This is a genomic window from Paenibacillus larvae subsp. larvae, from assembly GCF_002003265.1.
In the GTDB taxonomy this organism is placed as follows: Bacteria; Bacillota; Bacilli; order Paenibacillales; family NBRC-103111; genus Paenibacillus_H; species Paenibacillus_H larvae.
In genome coordinates this window covers 4,239,780-4,259,946 of the sequence record NZ_CP019687.1, presented here as the reverse complement: position 1 = coordinate 4,259,946, position 20,167 = coordinate 4,239,780, and the positions used below count along the sequence as shown (strand labels likewise).

Here is a 20,167-nt window from a genome sequence, read left to right as displayed (position 1 = left end):
AAGATTATAAACACCTCATTATCATATTTTCGGTTCGCAGCCGTTTGATCAGAACCCTGGAAACTCCATACGCGGCAACTATAGAGATAACCATAACCGTTCCGCTACCCTTGATATCCCATGAGCTGATTGCGGTTAATCCATTTAAAAGCAGCCCCTGGCCAATAATAATGCCTAGTCTGGACTTTTTCCCGTATAGCCAAGTCACTGTCCCGACAAGTAAACTTAACGAGTATTGTAATAAAAAGCACAGGAGGAGGAGCAGAGCTTCATTCCATATGAGAATATTGGGTTTGTAACCGTTAACGTACAAGATAATAAGATAGACCGGAAACATGGCCACTCCCAGAATCACCGATTTAATAACAATAAATAGTCCTTTTTCCTTAAGAATTTGAGCTGCGTCAAGCGGTGTTGCCAGTAAAGTCTCTATAGATGTCGTTAAATCGTAAAAATAAATATCATTTTGCGTAACAACGGAAAAAAGAAAGGGAATATATAAAAAATAAGTGAATGTTGTAAAGTCCTCCATTCTCCAAACCAGTAACAATGTCGTAAGCAAGAACTGCAACGACGTTACTATACACAGATGTTTCTGCCGTTTTAATTCCCTCCAATATACAACCCCCGACTTATTCATATCGTCTCCGGGTCTTAGGTTTTATTGATGATTTCCTGATATAATTCTTCTAAATCATCGCTTGCTTTTTTAAATTCCTCATACCGGATACGGTTGCTGCTCAACCAATCCAGAATATCTATTCCCGAATGGCTGACTGTCACAACAGCCTCCCGCTCATTTTTGAAAATCCAACTGATGCCGCTTTCCGGGTTTACTCTTCCCAACTGATCGGCAATATCCTTGCCTTTTAACAAATAGTTGTGATGTGCATGGGCCTCCCGTATTTCGTCATATGTTCCGGACCGGATAATCCTCCCTTCTTTAATGAAGGCGATATGTGTGCATACTTTCTGCAGCTCGCTCAAATCGTGAGAGTTAATAAGCACTGTCGAACCATTGTTTTTGCAATTCAATAAAAAATTTCGAAGAGTAATTTGACCTTCCAAGTCCAATCCTCTGGACGGTTCGTCCAAAATGATGATGTTCGGATCATTAATCAATGCTCTGGCCAAAACAAGTCTTTGCCTCATTCCACGGGAGAAGAAGGTAATCTTGCTATCCTTTCTTTCGTATAAGTCGAAATCCTGCAGCAACTTTTCGATCCTGTTTCGGCGCTCCTCCTTCTTGGAGTGCGGATGGTAAATTCTATCGAAAAATTCTATGTTTTCCCATGCGTTCAAATCTTTGAAGAGACCAATATGATCAAAGAGAAAGCCGATTTTTTTCTTCTCTTGATTAAAACGTCTGTCGGTAACGTTAATTCCATTTACGTAAATTTCCCCGCTCGTCGCTTCATACAGATTCATAATTAATCGGACAAGCGTTGTCTTCCCGGCCCCGTTCGGACCAACCAGGGCAAAAATCTGCCCCTTGTCAATTTCCAGGCTGACATTGCTCAGAATACTCCGATGGCCCAGATTTTTGCTGACGCTGCATATCTTTATAACCATTCCGATTCCTCCAAGCTGTAAGCGCAATTCTCTTCCGTATCCAGAAATCTGCAGGCGCTGCAGGAATACTTGAATTCACATTCCCGACACTTTAACCCATGATCCCTCGAATCCACATTCTGCCTCCAAAAATCCCGTACCAGTAATTTAACCGCTTGAGAAACGGAATCTCTCTTTAAATTGAGTAACGGAGCTTGGCTTCCCAAGCACGGATATACGTCTCCGACATATGAAACGGCTATCTTGCCGTTTAAACATGGATCAAATAGTTTTCTGGCATAGAAGCTGTTCATATTGGTTTTGACCAGCCGTTCTTTCACGATCGAAGGCTTCTTATGCGTCGTCCTCATGATTTTCCACTGATTTCCCGTTATTTGCTTCACGTCACTGAATAAGTGATCGTCCACCAGTAAAGTGACGCGATCTTTAATGTTGCAGTAATTTTGAATAATCTTGTTAAGATTCCGTTTACTTGTCACGGTGATATGAAACCCAAGCACGGAAGGGACCTGCTTCAAAGGAACGAGGCCATTGGTATGAAGGTTTGTTGCCATTCCGAGTTCAATTGAGAAATCGATCAGTTCATGAATATACGGATAACGAGTCGGCTCCCCTCCTGTAAATAACACCGCGCTTGTTCCAAAATGAGACAATTCGGTCAGAATGCGTTTCCACTGTTCTACGGTCAACTCTGCTTCATCCCTCTCCTCAAACCGTTTGCATACCGGACAAAATGAATTTTTGCAAAAAGTGCAATCCAGATTGCAATCATTAGTCACATGCAGTACAGCCATATTAATTCGGGGGGCATCCTGCCATAATTTTTTCTGGCTGAAACTATTAATCGGCCTTAACTTATCTATGAATACGGTTTGATCCGAAAAAAAACCGAAATTCGTGGACTCCAGTTCGCTAAAGAACGGATCTTCAGCATTCACCGGATGATTCGCCTCGGCGTCCTTTAGCTTTTGGGTATTAACCTCATCCAGCCAAATCATATTTTCATCAAGTAAATGGCATACAACTGATTTTTTCCTGCCCACTACTAAAAAACATTCCGGAAATAGACGGAAATAGCAATTACTCAAGAATAACCCCTACCTTTTCATAAATAGATTTATAATAATCAATGGTAATCTCCTCAAACAATGAGTTGAGTCCGTATAATTGTGTAAAAAGCTAGGTTCCAAAAAATGAAAGGAGCCATATTCATAGCCCTCAGTTAGAATAATGTTGGGACACAAAATTCTAAATATACGAGGTGTTATGAAATGGCTCAATACCAGATTAACGTAGATTCGCAGCTTTTGCATCAACTATTTTTGGGAAATTCTCAGGATGCGGGTGTAGCCAAGCTGCTCGAGTCTGTACTGAACCAAGTCTTACAAGCACAGGTGAGTGAACAAGTGGAAGCAGATCGTTATGAACGAACAGAGAATCGAAAAGCGTACCGGAATGGATCGTATCCACATGGGCTGCATACGCGGGTGGGAACCATTACACTAAGTGTTCCGCGCATCCGTGGTGGGAAGTTCACGACAGAGCTCTTTAGTCGTTACCAGAGAAGTGAACAAGCGTTAATCTTAGCGATGATGGAAATGGTCGTAAACGGCGTCTCTACGCGTAAAGTCTCGCAAGTAACCGAAGAACTCTGCGGAACCGAGTTTTCTAAATCCACTGTTTCAGACCTTTGTAAGCGGCTGGATCCCATCGTAACTGCTTGGAATAATCGAAGCCTGGCAGACAGCCTCTTTCCGTTTGTTCTCGTAGATGCGATGTATCTCAAGGTCCGTGAAGACGGTCGTGTACGCTCACGAGGCATCATGATTGCCATTGGTGTAAACACCGAGGGCTATCGTGAAGTCCTTGGCCTGATGCTGGGTGACACAGAATCTGAAGCAAGCTGGAGTGAGTTTTTCAGCTCTCTAAAAGGACGTGGATTACGAGGTGTGGATCTCATTACCTCCGACGATCATGGCGGCCTTGTACGCGCGGTACGGCAGCAGCTGCAAGGGGTAACATGGCAGCGATGCCAGACTCACTTCACGCGAAATGTATTAGAAGCCTCACCCAAAGCCTTGAAGGATGAGATCCATGGCCGTCTACGGTCGATTCTAGATGCTCCTGATACTGGAACGGCAAGGTTTTTATTAAAACAGACCTTAGCGGCTTATGAAGATAAGGCGGGTAAGGCGATGGGCGTGCTGGAAAGCGGATTTGACGATGCTACCGCCGTCTTAATGCTGCCAGAGCGTTACCGAAAACGGCTGCGCACGACAAATAGCGTTGAGCGTCTCAACGAAGAGGTTAGACGCCGGGAACGTGTCATTCGCATCTTCCCAAACCGTGAATCCGTGATTCGTCTTATTGGTGCTCTATTGATGGAACAGGATGAAAAATGGGCAGCCGGCAAGAAATATCTCGACATGACCGAGTACATGGAATGGCGGAAGGATCGGCCAAAGTCCGATGCCAAAGTGACTCGCATTATGTAGCACAGTCTAGCTGAGGGAATTTACACACAAATTTGGACTTGATCTAATGATCCTCCATAAGTTCATACAAATGTATTTTCTTACTGGTCTCTGCTTCTTTTTTCAGCACCCCTCCCATTATTTTTTGGATTAACTCTTCATTGGAAAAAGAGAGCAGGTATTCTTTTAAAGTCTGATACGCCCCATTTACGCTGGCATGGCTTTCTGCCAGCATCTGATCCACAAACTCTTCACGAATTTGTTCATCAACCAATGCCTCGGCCGCCAGTTTTTCCAAATAGAGAACCTCTACTCCCCGGTTGCGCAATGTCTGGGCAAAGTAGTCATGCTCCTTTTGAATAATGGGCAAATACGGGATGTCGTCGAACAGCAGCTGCGGCAAAAACTCAGGTGTCAAATTTTCTACTTCTTTACCGGGACGCTTTAATAAAACCGTTTCTAACTCTCCAATCTCGGAAGTGACATGAACGGGATGTTTCACTTGTGTACCTCCTTCGGGACCTGGCTTATTGTGTCACAGGTATATCATAATAAATCCCTGAAACCTCTGTAGTGGAAACGCTGACATTTCAAAAGTGAAATATTCCACGATTTATTGCCGTATTTATAGATTTTCTCGCATATTTATAATGTTCTCTCAAATAATAGTGGAAAAAGTGCAGTGTTTTTTCGTATATTTCCTGAATAATGGCCTTTCAGCTTACCCCGCTTCAAAATAAAAACCGTTGATTTTTTTAAGCAAAAAACCGGGTGTTTTCTGCATCGTATAATGCAGGAAACACCCGGTTTCTATGATTTATGTTCTCTTAGTCCGAATTAAGCCAGCACACCTGCTGAAGGGCCAAAATATTCATAATGAATCTGAGCCGGCGGCACGTTCATTCCGGTTAATGCCCGGTATACAGATGCCATGAACGGGGCAGGCCCGCACAGATAAATATCCGGCCGGACAGCATGGGACAGTAACTCACTCAGCCAGCCCGCTTCAATTAATCCTTCACGGTCAAAAGCACCGCATTTGCGGTCTTCTTCTCTCGGCCTTTCATAACATACATAAGATTGGAGATGGGGGAGACGTTCCTTCATTTGCCGTACATGCTCCGCCATAGCATGCGTGCCTCCGTGAATGGCAGCATGAATGAATGTAACCTCCCGCTCGGGCATTTCTTCCGCAATAGTATTCAGCATGCTGATGGTTGGGGTCAATCCGACTCCCCCACTGATCAGTACTACCGGGGTACGTTTGCTCCGGTCCAATACAAAATCACCTGCAGGAGCACTTATGTCAAGCACATCACCTTCCTCCACGTTCTCATGAAGATAGCCTGATACAATCCCCTCCGCTTCTCCGTCCCGCCCTGCTTCCTTTTTAACCGAAATGCGGTAATAATCCAGTCCCGGCCTGTCGGATAAGCTGTATTGGCGGTTTAGCGTATACTTCTCGCCCGGAATATTTAAGCGGATTGTGATATACTGGCCCGGCTCAAAACCGGCAAGTTCTTTCCCGTCTTCCGGCCTTAAATAGAAGGAGGTGATGACGTCGCTTTCGGGCACTTTTTTTGCCACAATAAAAGGTCTGAACCCTTTCCATCCTCCTTTCCGGTTTTCTGCTTCCTTGTACATTCCTGCTTCAATGCCGATAAAAGCGTCGGCTATGACTCCGTAAGCTTCCTTCCAGGCATGCAAAATCTCATCCGTAGCCGCATTCCCCAGCACTTCCTTAATCGCCAGCAGCAGGTTTTCGCCTACGACCGGATAATGTTCCGGCTTAACTCCAAGACTGCGGTGTTTATGTGCAACCTGGACCACTGCCGGGATAATAGCCTCCAGCTTGTCAATGTGGACCGCCGCTGCCAATACCATGTTGGCCAGAGCCGTCTGCTGCTTGCCCTGCTTCTGGTTGGCATGGTTAAAGATATTCAGAAGTTCCGGATGAGTCTCGAACAGTCTGGTATAAAAAAGTTTGGTTATGTCTGTCCCGTGAACTTCCAGCGCAGGTACTGTAGATTTAATAATATCAATAGTAGCTTGTTTTAACATGCAAATTCCTTCTTTCATAAGAAATGGATAAAGCTTCTACCCCGATCATAGTCAATGATACAAGTCTCATTTGTGATTACAATCACTGTAATCCATAAGGATTTGTGAACGGCTGCTTGCTTTTAATCATAGAAAGCCTCATTGTTTCATAGAGTTAAAGTGGGAAATCTTTCATTGCGTACCAGGGAGTTTTACAAGTAGAATAGACTTGCAGTGAGTCTACTGTTTCCCGATACTTTAAATAGGAGGAGCTAGAAATTGTGACAAGAAAAAAACTAACAGGAAGTGCAGCCGCCATGCTGGTTCTAATTATTGCAACCATTCTTCTGGTACCCGGCATGTTCCATGCTACCGCACAGGAGCAGCCCCTGCAGGCACCTGCCGTACAACAGGCGAAAGCCGTCCAGGAAACGCAGTATGCCAAACGCCAGCTTAGAGCCGCCTGGATCTCTACGGCATGGAATATTGATTGGCCTTCCCGTAAAGGATTGCCTTCCGAACAGCAGAAACAAGAATTTATTCAAATTCTGGATGACGTGAAACAGATGGGGATGAATGCGGTTGTTGTACAGGTTAGACCGATGGCCGATGCATTTTATCCTTCAGAATATGCACCCTGGTCGGAATATTTGACTGGTACACAAGGGAAATCACCCGGATATGATCCTCTGGCCTTTATGGTAGAAGAGGCACACAAGCGTAATCTGGAATTCCATGCCTGGTTTAACCCTTACCGGATCAGTACCCAGTCCAGTCTGGACAAGCTATCTGCGAATCATCCTGCACGCCAGCATCCCGATTGGGTTGTTACATACGGGGGCAGGCTTTACTTTAACCCCGGTCTGCCTGAAGTGAAACAATACATAACGAATAGCGTGCTGGAAGTTGTCCGCAATTATGATATTGATTCTGTTCATTTGGACGATTACTTCTATCCTTACCCGGTCAGCGGGGAAGAATTCCCCGATGATGCCGCATTCCGTACATACGGAAACGGGTTCGGCAGCAAAGCGGATTGGCGCAGGGACAATGTGAATCAATTGGTAAAAGATTTGTCCCATGAGATTAAATCGGCGAAAACATATGTCAAATTCGGCATCAGCCCCTTTGGGGTATGGCGCAACAAGTCATCCGACCCGAACGGTTCAGATACAAGAGCGCTAAGCAGTTACGAGGCCCAGTTTGCCGATACACGCAAATGGGTGCAGGAAGAATGGCTCGACTATATTGCTCCGCAGGTATACTGGAGCTTTGATTTCTCCGCTGCCCAATACAACAAAGTGACCGACTGGTGGATCGAGCAAACACAAGGGAAAAATGTTCATCTGTATACGGGCCATGCCGCCTATAAGATTGCCAATGATACGGCATCGTGGAACAATCCGGATGAAATACCAAACCAGATCAAGTACAATACGGAACGGTTTAATCAAGTGAAAGGAAGCGTGTTCTTCAGCTACAAAGATCTGAAAAGCAACCGGCTTGGCATCCGGGACCGTCTCATTCAGGATTCTTACCGTTACCCTGCACTTGTACCTGCCATGCCTTGGATTGACCGGCAGTCACCCGCTTCCCCTGCTTTAATATCAGCCGTGAACGCGGAGTCTGCTGTAAACCTTACCTGGAAGGACAGTGAAAACTCAGGCGCCTCTTACTATGCCGTCTACCGCTTTGCCGGTAATCAGCCGGGAAGTATAGAAAATGCGGTTAATCTGATCGGCACAGTAAGAAAAACCAGACAAGGCACCTACAGTTTTAAAGACACTGAAAACCTCCCGGGCGGGACTTATACGTATGTCATTACGGCATTGAGCCGCACCCACAATGAAAGTGCACCGAGCAATGCGGTATCTGTGCTGAAGTAAATGTGCCGTCATATGTGACGCCCTATCAGCTCCCTGACTGTTCTCCAGTTCAGGGAGTTTGTTGTAGCAACATAAGAGAAAACGATTATTGCCGGAGGATGATAAAGGGGGCTGCAAAAAGAAGAATAAGGGGGTGATTTGCAAAACGAATACAGTGTCACCTGCTGGGGTTGCCGTTGTCCTGTTCTCTTAAGAGTAACGATGGGGAAGGTTGTGGATATACATCCGAAGGAAAAAGCAAGGAGGGCTTTTCACTGAAATTTTCATTAAGCTATCAAGATGGGGGATCTTTTTTTTTCCGTTTATTTGAAACGTAAAGCATAATTCTTAGGACAATCAAGATAAAACAACCTATTAAGTTTACTGTTATTTTCAATGTATAATTATTCGAGAAATAACTTAAGAAAAGAGAAACAATAACGATTAAAAAGGCAGCAATATCCCATAATTTCTTTAGCATAACTACCACCTCCGTTATCCATTAAAATAAGAACTGCGATACGGTAACCATTCATTTATTTCTAGGGTTGCTAAATGATTCTTTTGGCAGGCCATGGTATCACAGTTCCACAGTTCGCAAACTATACTCTCATGTGCAATTGCCTAATATATTGTTTATATTGAAGAAATCCAACAAAGCATAATATAAATCAGATTTCAAACTTCCTCCAATAGACCGAATCGCTTTTTGTACGGCAGTCGTTGTCGAATAGCCATAGGACTTGTAAAGTTGATAACTCTGAGAAAAGGCTTTAACAAATTTCACTGTACCACCAAGGGCATCAATAGCTTTTTTTACCTTAAGGATTTTTGTGAAGGGGAAGCCCACTGTAAGTATCGCGAGTCCAATGGCACTTATACAACCTGGAATATTGAAAGATGGAAGAAGTTTGGGAAGAAATTGAAGGTTCCCTTCTTTAACAATGACTCTCATCCCTGTATGTTGGGTTAACCATTCAATCGTTTTTTCTTCTCCCTGAGCCACGACAGCATCGGGAATGTGTTCAATTGCGGACAAAACGGTCTGAAGTTCATGAAATCCTTCGTTTACGAAGATGTCTTCTTGGGGTTGTGCATCTGCAACAGAATCATGGATACCCATGGAAATACATAGCAGGGTAAACGACATGAATAAAATAAGTGCTTTCTTCATTTTCACAACCAATGGGTACGCCTCCTTTGTAATGGTTATTGGAGAAGAATAATTAAATTCCTCTACATCATAGCACCCGTATCCATATTTTGTAAATGATGGATTTTTTAAATTGGAAGGAACCAAGTTAATTGTTTGTTCTTTCTTGTATTTCGCTTGTTTAACGGTGGGGAACACTATGGATAGAAATGGAGGGGGAAACAGGGAGGGCTTTTCAATGAAATGCCTCAGGCTATCAAGATGGGGGATCTTTTTTTTCCCGTTTATTTGAAACGTAAAGCATAATACGTAAAATAGCTAGAATAAAACATCCGGTATAGAGAACTATTATTTTCAATGGTTCATTATTTGAGAAATAACCTAACAACATACCTACGATAGTGAATGAAAAGCCAATAACATACCATAATTTCTTTAACATAACTTCCATCTCCGTATTCATTAAAATAAGAACTGCGATACGGTAACCATTAAGGGGCGCCAAAATTGGTCGAATTAGCAGGTCTTTGAGGATTTCCCTCTCAAGCGCCTGTTCAGCATATAGCTTTTTCAACTTCTCCAGCTCTTTCTCAAGCTGGGAGGAATCTTCTGCTGTCGGGACGAACTTCGCTTGCTTCACGCTTGTCCCATCCAACTGATCCAGATGCCCCATCGAAGAACCATCTTCGGATCGAGCTCATGCTGTCTCGCGATAGCCGTCATATTGCCGATTTCTTTTCCCTTGGCAACGATCATCTTTTTGAAATTCAGGTCGTATTGCTTTCTGGTCATTTAAGTTCATTAGAGGGCATAGGTTCAAACAAAATTAAGCAACCTTAGTCCAGTGAGTACCGTACTAAGGTTGCTTAGGACATATCAGTTTTAATGCTGTTCACTTGGGGAGTAAGATCAGAGTACCGACGCCAGCTTGCCGCCTAGGTCTTTTTTCAATGTCTACAAAATGAGGTCTTGACCAGTTAGAGAGAGGATATTAAATCATTTTTTTTCATTCTTTAATTTTTCCATAACTTTATCAATGGTTTTCATATTAGTTATCCAAAAGACACTAACCAGTAGGTAATATATTCCCATTATCGAAAGATTGCTTAGCATATTTTCCCATGTAGATTTTGATAAGGCAAAGTATCCCCAAACTATAGACACGATAAAATATGTTAAAGGAGTAACTATATGCACCATTAAGTATAAAAATTTGTGAACGTTCATGATTTAATTACCTCCCCCTTGGCTTAACCATGTTTGTAAGTGCAGACACCACCATAATAAATGAGAACTCCTGTCAGTGTTACAGCATTAGCGCCAATCACAAATTTTAACAATAATTTAGCGGCCTCTTTATATGCCTTTTTTTGAATATATACCCACAGTCCACTTTCAAGGGCTGCTGTTACTGCTTACTTGTACTTTTTGTAATGCATCTGATGATGCTGCATTGACGTTATTGGGTGGAAAACAACCTGCTAACATTCCTCCAACTAATAGTGTTGGAACTACTTCTTTAACAATCATCCAAACAACCTCCCACAAGAAAATTTTCTAATACATCATACCAACGTTTACATATTTTTACAATCGTTTTTTTTGCTTTATTTATGCTTTTGAGATCTATAGCAATAACCATCGCCTTGAATAAAAGGGGGAGGGTTAAAATGGGGTCTTGACCAAAGGGAACCGGGGATTTTTAATCAAGGACTTCATCTTTAACAAGCTGTTCATATAAACGGATGTAGGAACACGCGGATTTTCTCCAGCTGAAATCCAATTTTTTTACGTTATTCATCAAGTTATTCCAGGGTTCTCCTCCTGCCTGACATATTTCGATGGCATGCCGGACGGTATGTAGCATATCATGCGCGTTATAATTTGCAAAAGTAAACCCGGTGCCTTCCCCTATATGATTTTTATAAGGTTGAACGGTATCTTTAAGGCCTCCTGTTTCACGGACGATCGGGATTGTATGATAACGAAAGGCAATCATCTGGCCGATTCCGCACGGTTCAAAAAGTGAGGGCATAAGAAACAAATCGGAGGCCGCATAAATCCGGTGGGCTAATGGCTCATCGAAAAACAGATTGGCAGATAAACGATCTGGATAGCGCTCTGCCGTATCCCGGAATAAATGCTCATACTTGGGGTCACCGGTTCCAAGCACAACCCATTGGGCGTCAAGGGACATCAGTTCCTCCAGTACCCCTGCAATTAAATCGAGCCCTTTTTGCTCTACCAGCCGTGTTACCAAACCAATCATCGGCTTATGATCATCTGCCGGCAGTCCAAGCTGTTCTTGCAGGAACATTTTGTTTTGCCTCTTCTTTTCCGGTGAATCCTGGTAAGTTACCTGAAGAAAAGGATCTTTTGCGGGATTGAATTCTTCATAATCGATGCCGTTCAATATTCCGCTCAGACGGTCTCTCCTATACCGGATCAGACTATCCATACATTCGCCAATGTATCCGGTCTGAATCTCCTCCGCATAGGTGGGGCTGACGGTGGTGATCCAATCCGCGAATAACAGCCCGCCCTTCAGAAAGCTCCCGCCTCCATGCATTTCCAGGGCCGTGCCGGTAAAATACTCATCACCGAGATTGCACACATCCATCATCGTCTCTTTGCTGAAAGTACCCTGATATTTCAAATTATGAATGGTCATCACCGTTTTGACCGGGTTGTAAAAGGGGAGATGGGCATAATGCGCCTTGAGCAGTACCGGAATCATCCCTGCCTGCCAATCATGGCAGTGAATAACGTCCGGCCTAAAATCCAGATGATGCAGCCCGTTCAAGACTCCCCTGCTGAAATAAAGCAAAACGTTCCGCATCATCACCATAACCGTACAATCCCGGGCGGCCGAAATAATATTCATTATCGACGAAGTAATAGGTCACCTCATCATGTTTCAGCTTCTCAATTCCACAGTATTGGTTTCTCCAGCCCAAACGCACGTCAAACACAGCAACCGTCTCCATGTTTTGCCTGAAACGTTCGGGAATATCTCCATACTTGGGCAAAACTACTCTGATATCTGCCCCGAGACGCTTCAGCTCTTTCGGCAAAGAACCGATGACATCCCCGAGCCCGCCTGTTTTGACAAAAGGCACTGCCTCAGCAGCGGCAAATAAGATTTTCATCTTATACTCTCCCATCCTTCAAATGCCGGTCTATATAACCTTCGTCTTGGCTGCCACAAAAGGGGCACGCTGGTCTCCGCAAAGCGACCGGTCCGGACTGATCAGCACATCCTTATCCAAAATACTGTTTTCAATCTTTGCATTTTGGCGGATTACGCAATTTTGCATGATAATACTGTTTTTGATCACGGCCCCTTTCTCTACCCGGACCCCCCTGAACAAAATACTGTTCTTGACCGTTCCTTTGATGACACAACCGTTGGCAACCAGAGAATTTTTCACGGTGCATCCGTTTATGTGCTTGGCCGGAGGCTCATCCTTGATTTTCGTATAAATCGGCTTATTTTGGAAAAAGAGATCCCGGAGATTATTCGGGCAAAGCAGTTCCATGCTGTGTCTGTAATAACTATTGATAGAAGTGACGATCCCCGCATGTCCGTCAAACCTGTATCCGTATACCCCAAGTTTATCGGTGTTCTTCAAAATCCCGTCTCTTATTATGTAATCGTAGCCCCTTGCCAGCGTTGACTCCACCATGTCCAGAAAGAGTTCCTTATTCATGATGTACATCTCTAAGGAAATATTATCGGTCCGCAGCCGCCCTGACTGGTCCTCCATCACCGTAATGCGGTCGTCTCCCCGTACCGCCAGGCGATGAAATTTGGCACTCGGATCAGGTTCCATCTCTTTATAAATAATCGTGATGTCCGCTTTTTTCTCCTCATGGAAACGGACTGCCTCATCAAACTGAATATTGCAGACCACATGGCTCCTTGCCAAGAGCACCAGCTGTTCTTTTCCACGATAAAAAAAATCCCGGTTAGTATAAAGCTGGAACAAATCTCCCCTGGCCGTGCCATTACTTCCATCACCCAAGGACGGGAGCAGAAACAAGCCTCCCTTTTCCGGTCTAGATCCCATTCTTTTCCTGACCCTAAGTGATCCATCAGAGACCTGTATTTATGATGGGTAAACACGGCTACGTTCCCAATTCCTGAATTCACCATGTTCGAAAGCATGAAATCAATCAGACGGTATCTTCCTCCAAAGGGTACACAGGCAGTGTTCCGGTATATTGTTAATTCTTCCAGATCATCCGGCTCATGGACTAAATTAATGACACCCATTAACTGTTTCATTCGCTCTCACCCCTTCATATGTGAAACGGCGCGTATAGTTTCATTGCTGCCTATCAACACGATTTCCTCACCGTCTCCGATCTCGGCCCCATCCTCAATGACTGTATGCTCTCCAATAATTGCTTTGCGGATAGTCACATTCCGCCCGACCGAAACATGGGGCATCAGGACAGAATCCTGAACATAGGCGTTCTCTTCTACCCTCACACCGTAGAACAAAACAGAGTGATCCACTTTGCCGAAAACCGAGCACCCCTCGTTCACAAGGGAATCACGCACTTCCGCCGAGGAAGCGATATATTGAGCCGGTTGATAAGGATTAACCGAATAAATCCGTGAGCGCTTATCATCCAGATCCAGGCCGTTATCCTCATCCAGAAGATCCATATTAGCCTCCCATAAGCTTTGAATCGTCCCCACATCCTTCCAGTAGCCTTCAAAGGAGTAAGCCATCATCCTGACCTTATCCTCCAGCATAGCCGGAATAATATCTTTGCCGAAGTCATTACTGGAAAGCGGATTCTGCTTATCCCGCTCCAGATAAAGTTTCAAAGATTTCCAAGTGAACATATAGACCCCCATTGAAGCCAGATTGCTTTTGGGTTCTTTCGGCTTTTCATCGAACTCGACGATCCTGCCTGTTTCATCTGTATTCATGATGCCAAAGCGGCTGGCCTCCCTCCAGTCCACCTCAATCACAGCAATGGTCGCATCCGCCCCGCTTTTTTTATGATTAAGAAGCAGTTTGTCGTAGTCCATCTTATAAATATGGTCGCCGGATATTATAAGTACATACTCCGGGTCGTACTGTTCAATAAAGTTTATATTCTGGTAAATAGCGTTGGCTGTCCCGCTGTACCAATCCCCGCCCTTTTGCCTGATATAAGGGGACAAAATCGTTACTCCCCCGTCTTTTCTGTCCAGATCCCATGGAGAACCGATGCCGATATACGTATTAAGTTCATGAGGCTGATATTGCGTCAGCACACCAACCGTATGAATGCCTGAATTCGTACAGTTGCTCAGCGTGAAATCAATGATGCGGTACTTACCGCCAAAATGAACAGCGGGTTTGGCCAGATTTTTGGTAAGGATACCGAGTCTCCTGCCTTCTCCGCCAGCCAAAAGCATGGCTATGCATTCCTTTTTTTTCATATCTCTTCCCCCCTCTGCCCGGCGGTCCGTTTTCTCTCCGTTCGTTTGAGATAGACAGCCGAAAGCGGCGGTACAAGCAAGGATAAACTGTATGGAAAGCCGTTCCAGGGGATCGGATCAGTTTTCATCTGGTGATGATTGGCCTTTCCCGAACCTCCATAAGATGGCGCGTCGCTGTTCCATACTTCCCGGTACCTCCCCGGCTGCGAAATTCCAATCCGGTAGTTTTGATAAATTTCCGGTGTAAAATTACAAACCACGATGATTTCATCCTGTTTACGGCTCCCCTTGCGGATAAAAGAAACGACACTCTTTGTCCGGTCGTCTGCATGGATCCATTGAAATCCGCCGGACTTATGATCCTGCTCCCAAAAGGCCGGTTCGCCCGAATAGAACGCATTGAGTTCTTTAACATAACGGTGCATGCTCCGGTGTGACTCGTAGTCAAGTAAAAACCAGTCCAGCCCGGACACATCCTTCCATTCGTCATATTGCCCGAATTCACCGCCCATAAAAAGCAGCTTTTTACCCGGATGGGCCATCATATATCCGTAGAACAGGCGCAAATTGGCAAACTTCTGCCAATAATCCCCCGGCATTTTATGAAGGAGGGATCTTTTTCCATGGACCACCTCGTCGTGTGACAAAGGCAGTATGTAGTTTTCGTTAAAAGCGTACATGAGTGAAAATGTGATCAGATTATGGTGGTATCTGCGGTGAATCGGGTCCAGCTTCATATAGGACAGCATGTCGTTCATCCAGCCCATGTTCCACTAATAATTAAATCCAAGGCCGCTTTCATATACCGGCTTTGTCACGTCCGGCCAGTCCGTTGAATCTTCCGCCATCATCAACGCTTCCGGGAAATAATGAAAAACCGCCTGATTGAGCTTTCTTAAAAAAGCAATAGCCTCCAGATTTTCCTCCCCGCCGAGGCTGTTGGTCGTCCGCATGCTTTCAGGTTTCCCAAAATTCAGATAGAGCATATGAGCCACCGCATCTACCCTCAGACCATCGATATGAAACATATCCATCCAGAACAAGGCATTCGAAATCAGGAAGCTGACCACTTCAGGCTTGCCGAAATCAAAAGCCAAAGTACCCCATTCCGGCTTCTCCGCCATAAGAGGATTCTCGCATTCATACAAAGGTTCCCCGTCAAACTGTCTTAAACCATGGTCATCCTTGCAAAAATGTCCCGGAACCCAGTCCATAATGACTCCGACACCATACTGGTGGCACTTGTCAACAAAGTACATAAAATCATGAGGAGTCCCGAAACGGCTTGTTACTGCATAGTAACCCGTAACCTGGTATCCCCATGAACGGTCAAACGGATGTTCGGCAAGCGGCATCAGTTCCAAATGGGTATACCCCATTCGGGCTGCATACGGTACCAGTTTATCTGCCAGTTCCCGGTACGAGTATGCGCTATCCTCTCCCGTTCCGTTTCTTTTCCAGGTTCCCAAATGTACTTCATAAACCAATAAAGGCTGCTGGTAGGGAGCCTCCTTCTTTTTTCGCTTGATATAGTCACTATCGCCCCATTCATACCCGTACAAATTATAGACGCGGGAAGCTGTGTCCGGCCTTTTCTCTGCGTAAAAGGCATAAGGGTCTGCTTTCAAAAGCACCCTTCCGTCCGCAGTATGTATTTCAAATTTGTACCGTTCTCCCTCAGACACGCCGGGTATAAATAAAGACCAGACTTCCGGATCACCCGCTTGCTTCATCCGATGATCTTTGGTTGTCCATCCGTTAAAGTCACCGGCTACCCTTACCTCAGCAGCATGTGGTGCCCAGACGGTAAAACGTACTCCCTCTTGTCCGTGCTCTGTCACTAAATGAGCACCCATAGTCAAATAACTGAAAAATAATGTTCCTTCCCGATATAAGTACAGGTCTTTAGGGCTAGGGAGCAGCTTTGTCATCAGATTGTTCCTCCCCCTCTTTATAATCAGGGCTCTCGTTATTCCTATTTTCCTGATCCTTTTGAAAAGAAAAACTCCCTTTCTTCTATATATAAGGTCCTATCTGCATTTTATTTCTTTTTAATTTGCGTTGGATTCCCGGAAGCGGTTATTGTACAATAAAACTTTAGGTAGAACAGACAGATAAGGAAGGTAATTTACTCATGTTCGTAGCTGATAAATGGAGCGATTATGAATTAATAGACACAGGCGGGGGTGAAAAGCTGGAGCGGTGGGGTTCCTATATCCTCCGGAGACCGGACCCTCAGATCATCTGGCCTCTCGAACAGGATAGGGGCATGTGGCGCAAGGCGGATGGTCACTATCACCGCAGTTCAAGCGGCGGTGGTTCCTGGGACTTCCGCAAAGATCTTCCTGAACGCTGGACGGTTTCTTACGACAACAAACTCCGTTTTCATATCAAGCCAACCGGGTTCAAGCACACCGGTCTGTTTCCTGAACAAGCGGCCAACTGGGACTGGATGATCCATAAAATCCAACAGGCGGAACGCCCGGTTAAGGTGCTGAATCTGTTTGCCTATACAGGCGGAGCTTCTGTGGCCTGCGCTTACGCCGGTGCAAGCGTGGTACATGTAGACGCATCCAAAGGTGTTGTGCAGTGGGCAAAGGAGAACCAGCAGTTGTCCGGTCTGGGCGACCGCCACGTGCGCTTCATAACGGATGATGTGTTTAAGTTTGTCCAGAGGGAACAGCGGCGCGGCAATCAGTATGATGCGATTATCATGGACCCGCCTTCTTACGGCCGCGGACCGAACGGGGAGACATGGAAGCTGGAAAACGATTTATACCCGTTTATTGAGTCCTGTACGGCCATTTTATCGAACACCCCTCTCTTCCTGCTGGTCAACTCTTACACGACGGGGATTTCTTCTACGGTGATTGAAAATGTACTGACGCTGGTGATGAAAAAAAGATACGGCGGTCGCCTTACGAGCGGGGAAATCGGACTGCCGATCACAAAATCGGGTCTGGTACTGCCATGCGGCATTCTGAGCCGCTGGGAGGCATAGGAGATGGCCGGACCAAAGCACGCACCGGACGGGGGCGGGAGCATCCCTGTTCTCTTCGAAGACAATCATCTGCTGGTCGTAGAGAAGCCGGTCAACATGCCCACCCAGGAGGACAGCTCCCGTGACCCGGATCTGCTCAGCGTCCTTAAAGCGGATCTGAAACACCGGTACGGCAAGCCGGGCAACGTCTATCTGGGCCTCATCCACCGGCTTGACCGGCCTGTCGGCGGAGTCATGGTCTTCGCCAAGACATCCAAGGCCGCATCCCGGATTTCGGATGCGGTCCGCACGCGGGCTTTTGACAAGACGTACCTCGCCGTCGTTCACGGAAAGCCCGCCGATCCGCAGGGGACGCTGCGCCACCACCTGCGGAAGGATACTAGGACGAACACCGCCCTGGTGGTTCGTCCAGGTGCAGAGGGCGCCAAGGAAGCAATCCTGGACTACCGTGTCCTCGGCCACGCCGAGGGGCTCAGTCTGGTCCAGGTGAAGCTTCACACAGGGCGCCCTCACCAGATTCGCGTGCAGTTAGCCGCGATAGGGTGCCCGCTGTACGGCGACCAGCGGTACGGCGCCGGGCGGAACAAGCCCGGCCAGCAGCTCGCGCTGTGGTCGGCGCTGCTCGCGTTCAGCCATCCGACGCTGAAGGAGCCGCTGCGCTTCACGGCAGCGCCTCCGGACACGTACCCGTGGTACCTGTGGAAGGAGCTAATCGCCAAGCTGAAGCTTGATTAGACGGCCTATGTTAACCGGCTACTTTGCCGAGCAAATAAACGAACAGTTGCTGATTATGAGCGGATATGCGGTTTAGGTACGATTTCAGGAGCTCATCCCGGATTTCGATGCCCCGGCTGCATTCCGCTTTTCCTTTATCCGTTACATGAACCCAGACAATACGCCGGTCTTTTTCGTCACGCACACGTTTAATGAGCCCTCCCCGCTCCATCCGGTCGAGCAAAGTGGTAACGGCAGCCGGAGTCGTCTCCAAATATTCAATAAAGTCCGATGGTTTCATACAGCCCTGCTGGTTCAGCAGTTCCAGTACATGCAGCTGGCCTTCTGTGATGGTAGGAGACAACTGATCTTCCATTTTCATCTTTAATTCTTTTGATAATTTGGACCAAAATTTTGCAAATTCATTCGAATACATTGCCATCACTCCTGTTACTTGAATCATTTAGGAAAATTATCCTTATGCATCAGTATAGCATGTCCCAAATGGCGAAAGATAGGTTAACGCCATTAATATTTAAGTACAAGAAACGGGAGCATTCGCGTTAGGTCCGCGTGGTTCCCGTTTTTTTGGCAGAGAAAAAGGAAGAGATTTTTCGACATGGATAATTTTTACCAAGTAAGGGCAATTACATGTCTATATGGAGCATCATAGACCAAATAGTTTGAAACATATGTAAACAAGGCCGGCTTCTATTCCGCTGGAGCGGGCATTTCCCCATTGTTTTCCATCCACATTCCCGCGTACGAAAACGGCAATGGCCATTCCTAGTAAAACAAAAATAGCCAATACTTGGCCAGTCAATGCATTATAAATCCGCGCGTTATTGTTTTATCTGGTGCTCTAACTGCTTAACTGCCTACGTTTCGGTTTGAGGTGGATCCTATGCCGGATCTCCCCTCCTCCATCGATATACGAAGGTCTGCTTACGAAACCACGCTGTCAAGCAAAATACCAGGATATATACCCGAAAGCGATTGCAGTCCATTCCCGGCACCCCGTTCGATCAAATATGCCATAAAGCCTTTACCTAAAATGAAAACGTTTTTCTAAACTCGATCTGTCTTTTACCAACCCCTATTTCCAAACCACTGTTTAATGATAGCAAATACTACTGCTGATAATTGCAATGTATTATAGACAGGAAAAAATAAACCTGCTAATAAACAACGGAACAAACTTTCCTTTATATCACGCCAGTATAAAATAAAGAATACCAACCCAAGAACATAAATTTTTAAGAAGATAACCCCCATTAAGGCAAACAGTTCACTACTTAAATATGTGTCAAGGATTGTATGTAAACTGCTTGTTTTAAACCAATAAGCATTTAATATAAGAAACCATGAAATCATCATTACTGCAGTTGATAACAAAGTAATCCAAGGTAACAATACAAAATAAACTACCTCTATTTTCCCCCAGAATGAAAGATATTTAGATTTTAAGATCTTAGGTATGTCAACATGCATTGCATATCACCTTGTGCCCATCCGTGCGTTGCTTAATAGTTTCTGTACCCAATCACACCCTGTTGGTATACCATTTCATCCTGTAGTAAACCGTACGCCATCCTTTCAGTAATAGCCTCAAACTAAAATCAAACTCTTCTAATATCCAGAATCAGGAAGAAACGATTGATGATCAGTAAATGCTCAGATTTAATGCTATTGAGTATTTCTAACGTATTATCAGTTGAGCCGTCATTGATTGCTACCAAAGTTGTATTAGGCATGTTTAGTGATAACAGATAGTTTTGGCGATAAACTTTTTCTTTATTAAGGCATGGGATCAACAAGAAAAAATGTATGTCAATGTCGTCCGAATAATGCTTTTCCGCTCATGTAGTGCCGCCGGAAATAACAATAATAAGGTGACCCCTAGGA

Annotated in this window: 17 protein-coding genes and 4 pseudogenes; 4 read left to right on the top strand and 17 right to left on the bottom strand. The window is 45.2% G+C overall.

What is annotated here, in order from left to right:
* Window positions 1-4: 4 nt before the first annotated feature.
* From BXP28_RS22140 to BXP28_RS22130, 3 genes are read right to left on the bottom strand one after another with little or no spacing between them, the layout of a single operon-like run.
* Window positions 5-640: a hypothetical protein gene (locus BXP28_RS22140; RefSeq protein ID WP_023483233.1), complete on the bottom strand. Its 636-nt coding sequence runs from the start codon at window positions 638-640 to the stop codon at window positions 5-7.
* Window positions 641-654: 14 nt separating this feature from the next.
* A complete protein-coding gene (locus BXP28_RS22135; RefSeq protein WP_023483234.1) occupies window positions 655-1,572 on the bottom strand; it encodes an ABC transporter ATP-binding protein in 918 nt (305 codons plus the stop codon).
* Entirely contained in the window at window positions 1,563-2,660 is a 1,098-nt protein-coding gene (locus BXP28_RS22130; protein WP_023483235.1) for a radical SAM protein, read from the bottom strand. The genes BXP28_RS22135 and BXP28_RS22130 overlap by 10 nt, the downstream gene beginning before the upstream one ends.
* 183 nt (window positions 2,661-2,843) lie before the next feature.
* On the opposite strand from BXP28_RS22130, the gene BXP28_RS22125 reads away from it, so the two are divergent.
* Window positions 2,844-4,067 carry an IS256 family transposase gene (locus BXP28_RS22125; protein WP_023483236.1) on the top strand — a complete coding sequence of 408 codons (1,224 nt, stop codon included), beginning with the start codon at window positions 2,844-2,846 and terminating at the stop codon, window positions 4,065-4,067.
* Window positions 4,068-4,113: 46 nt separating this feature from the next.
* Here the strand turns inward: BXP28_RS22125 and BXP28_RS22120 are convergent.
* Together BXP28_RS22120 and hmpA are read right to left on the bottom strand one after the other, a co-directional pair.
* A pseudogene (locus BXP28_RS22120) lies at window positions 4,114-4,548 on the bottom strand (arginine deiminase family protein); the annotation flags it as partial.
* A gap of 335 nt (window positions 4,549-4,883) precedes the next feature.
* Complete coding sequence (gene hmpA, locus BXP28_RS22115) at window positions 4,884-6,107, bottom strand: NO-inducible flavohemoprotein (protein WP_036657958.1); 1,224 nt, start codon at window positions 6,105-6,107, stop codon at window positions 4,884-4,886.
* Window positions 6,108-6,367: 260 nt separating this feature from the next.
* On the opposite strand from hmpA, the gene BXP28_RS22110 reads away from it, so the two are divergent.
* Entirely contained in the window at window positions 6,368-7,972 is a 1,605-nt protein-coding gene (locus BXP28_RS22110) for a glycoside hydrolase family 10-like protein (protein WP_237087272.1), read from the top strand.
* Between the two features lie 589 nt (window positions 7,973-8,561).
* Here the strand turns inward: BXP28_RS22110 and BXP28_RS22100 are convergent.
* The 10 genes and pseudogenes from BXP28_RS22100 to glgB form a co-directional block, all read right to left on the bottom strand.
* Window positions 8,562-9,137, bottom strand: a complete 576-nt coding sequence (locus BXP28_RS22100; RefSeq protein WP_024093828.1) for a hypothetical protein — start codon at window positions 9,135-9,137, stop codon at window positions 8,562-8,564.
* A gap of 223 nt (window positions 9,138-9,360) precedes the next feature.
* Complete coding sequence (locus tag BXP28_RS22095; protein WP_023482821.1) at window positions 9,361-9,744, bottom strand: hypothetical protein; 384 nt, start codon at window positions 9,742-9,744, stop codon at window positions 9,361-9,363.
* A complete protein-coding gene (locus tag BXP28_RS23105; RefSeq protein WP_155116324.1) occupies window positions 9,741-9,896 on the bottom strand; it encodes a hypothetical protein in 156 nt (51 codons plus the stop codon). The genes BXP28_RS22095 and BXP28_RS23105 overlap by 4 nt, the downstream gene beginning before the upstream one ends.
* Window positions 9,897-10,100: 204 nt before the next feature.
* Window positions 10,101-10,331 (bottom strand): hypothetical protein, encoded by a 231-nt coding sequence (locus BXP28_RS22090; RefSeq protein WP_024093827.1) that lies wholly within the window; start codon window positions 10,329-10,331, stop codon window positions 10,101-10,103.
* A 168-nt stretch (window positions 10,332-10,499) separates the two neighbouring features.
* On the bottom strand, window positions 10,500-10,634 hold the full coding sequence (locus BXP28_RS24750) for a hypothetical protein (RefSeq protein WP_257125654.1): 135 nt from the start codon (window positions 10,632-10,634) through the stop codon (window positions 10,500-10,502).
* Between the two features lie 172 nt (window positions 10,635-10,806).
* Window positions 10,807-12,253 (bottom strand): annotated as a pseudogene (gene glgA, locus BXP28_RS22085) (glycogen synthase GlgA).
* A 30-nt stretch (window positions 12,254-12,283) separates the two neighbouring features.
* Window positions 12,284-13,174, bottom strand: a complete 891-nt coding sequence (gene glgD / locus BXP28_RS22080) for a glucose-1-phosphate adenylyltransferase subunit GlgD (protein WP_257125653.1) — start codon at window positions 13,172-13,174, stop codon at window positions 12,284-12,286.
* A gap of 53 nt (window positions 13,175-13,227) precedes the next feature.
* Window positions 13,228-13,380: pseudogene (locus BXP28_RS24745) on the bottom strand (glucose-1-phosphate adenylyltransferase subunit GlgD); the annotation flags it as partial.
* A gap of 18 nt (window positions 13,381-13,398) precedes the next feature.
* Complete coding sequence (locus BXP28_RS22075; RefSeq protein ID WP_077585214.1) at window positions 13,399-14,547, bottom strand: glucose-1-phosphate adenylyltransferase; 1,149 nt, start codon at window positions 14,545-14,547, stop codon at window positions 13,399-13,401.
* A pseudogene (gene glgB / locus BXP28_RS22070) lies at window positions 14,544-16,478 on the bottom strand (1,4-alpha-glucan branching protein GlgB). The gene BXP28_RS22075 and the pseudogene glgB overlap by 4 nt, the downstream one beginning before the upstream one ends.
* Window positions 16,479-16,681: 203 nt before the next feature.
* On the opposite strand from glgB, the gene BXP28_RS22065 reads away from it, so the two are divergent.
* Together BXP28_RS22065 and BXP28_RS22060 are read left to right on the top strand one after the other, a co-directional pair.
* Window positions 16,682-17,548, top strand: a complete 867-nt coding sequence (locus BXP28_RS22065; RefSeq protein ID WP_023482814.1) for a class I SAM-dependent methyltransferase — start codon at window positions 16,682-16,684, stop codon at window positions 17,546-17,548.
* A gap of 3 nt (window positions 17,549-17,551) precedes the next feature.
* Window positions 17,552-18,283: an RluA family pseudouridine synthase gene (locus BXP28_RS22060; RefSeq protein ID WP_023482813.1), complete on the top strand. Its 732-nt coding sequence runs from the start codon at window positions 17,552-17,554 to the stop codon at window positions 18,281-18,283.
* Between the two features lie 10 nt (window positions 18,284-18,293).
* Here BXP28_RS22060 and BXP28_RS22055 read toward each other — a convergent pair whose 3' ends face one another.
* Together BXP28_RS22055 and BXP28_RS22050 are read right to left on the bottom strand one after the other, a co-directional pair.
* Window positions 18,294-18,698: a MarR family transcriptional regulator gene (locus BXP28_RS22055; protein WP_036657950.1), complete on the bottom strand. Its 405-nt coding sequence runs from the start codon at window positions 18,696-18,698 to the stop codon at window positions 18,294-18,296.
* 650 nt (window positions 18,699-19,348) lie between these two features.
* Window positions 19,349-19,753, bottom strand: a complete 405-nt coding sequence (locus BXP28_RS22050; protein ID WP_036657948.1) for a hypothetical protein — start codon at window positions 19,751-19,753, stop codon at window positions 19,349-19,351.
* Window positions 19,754-20,167 lie beyond the last annotated feature (414 nt).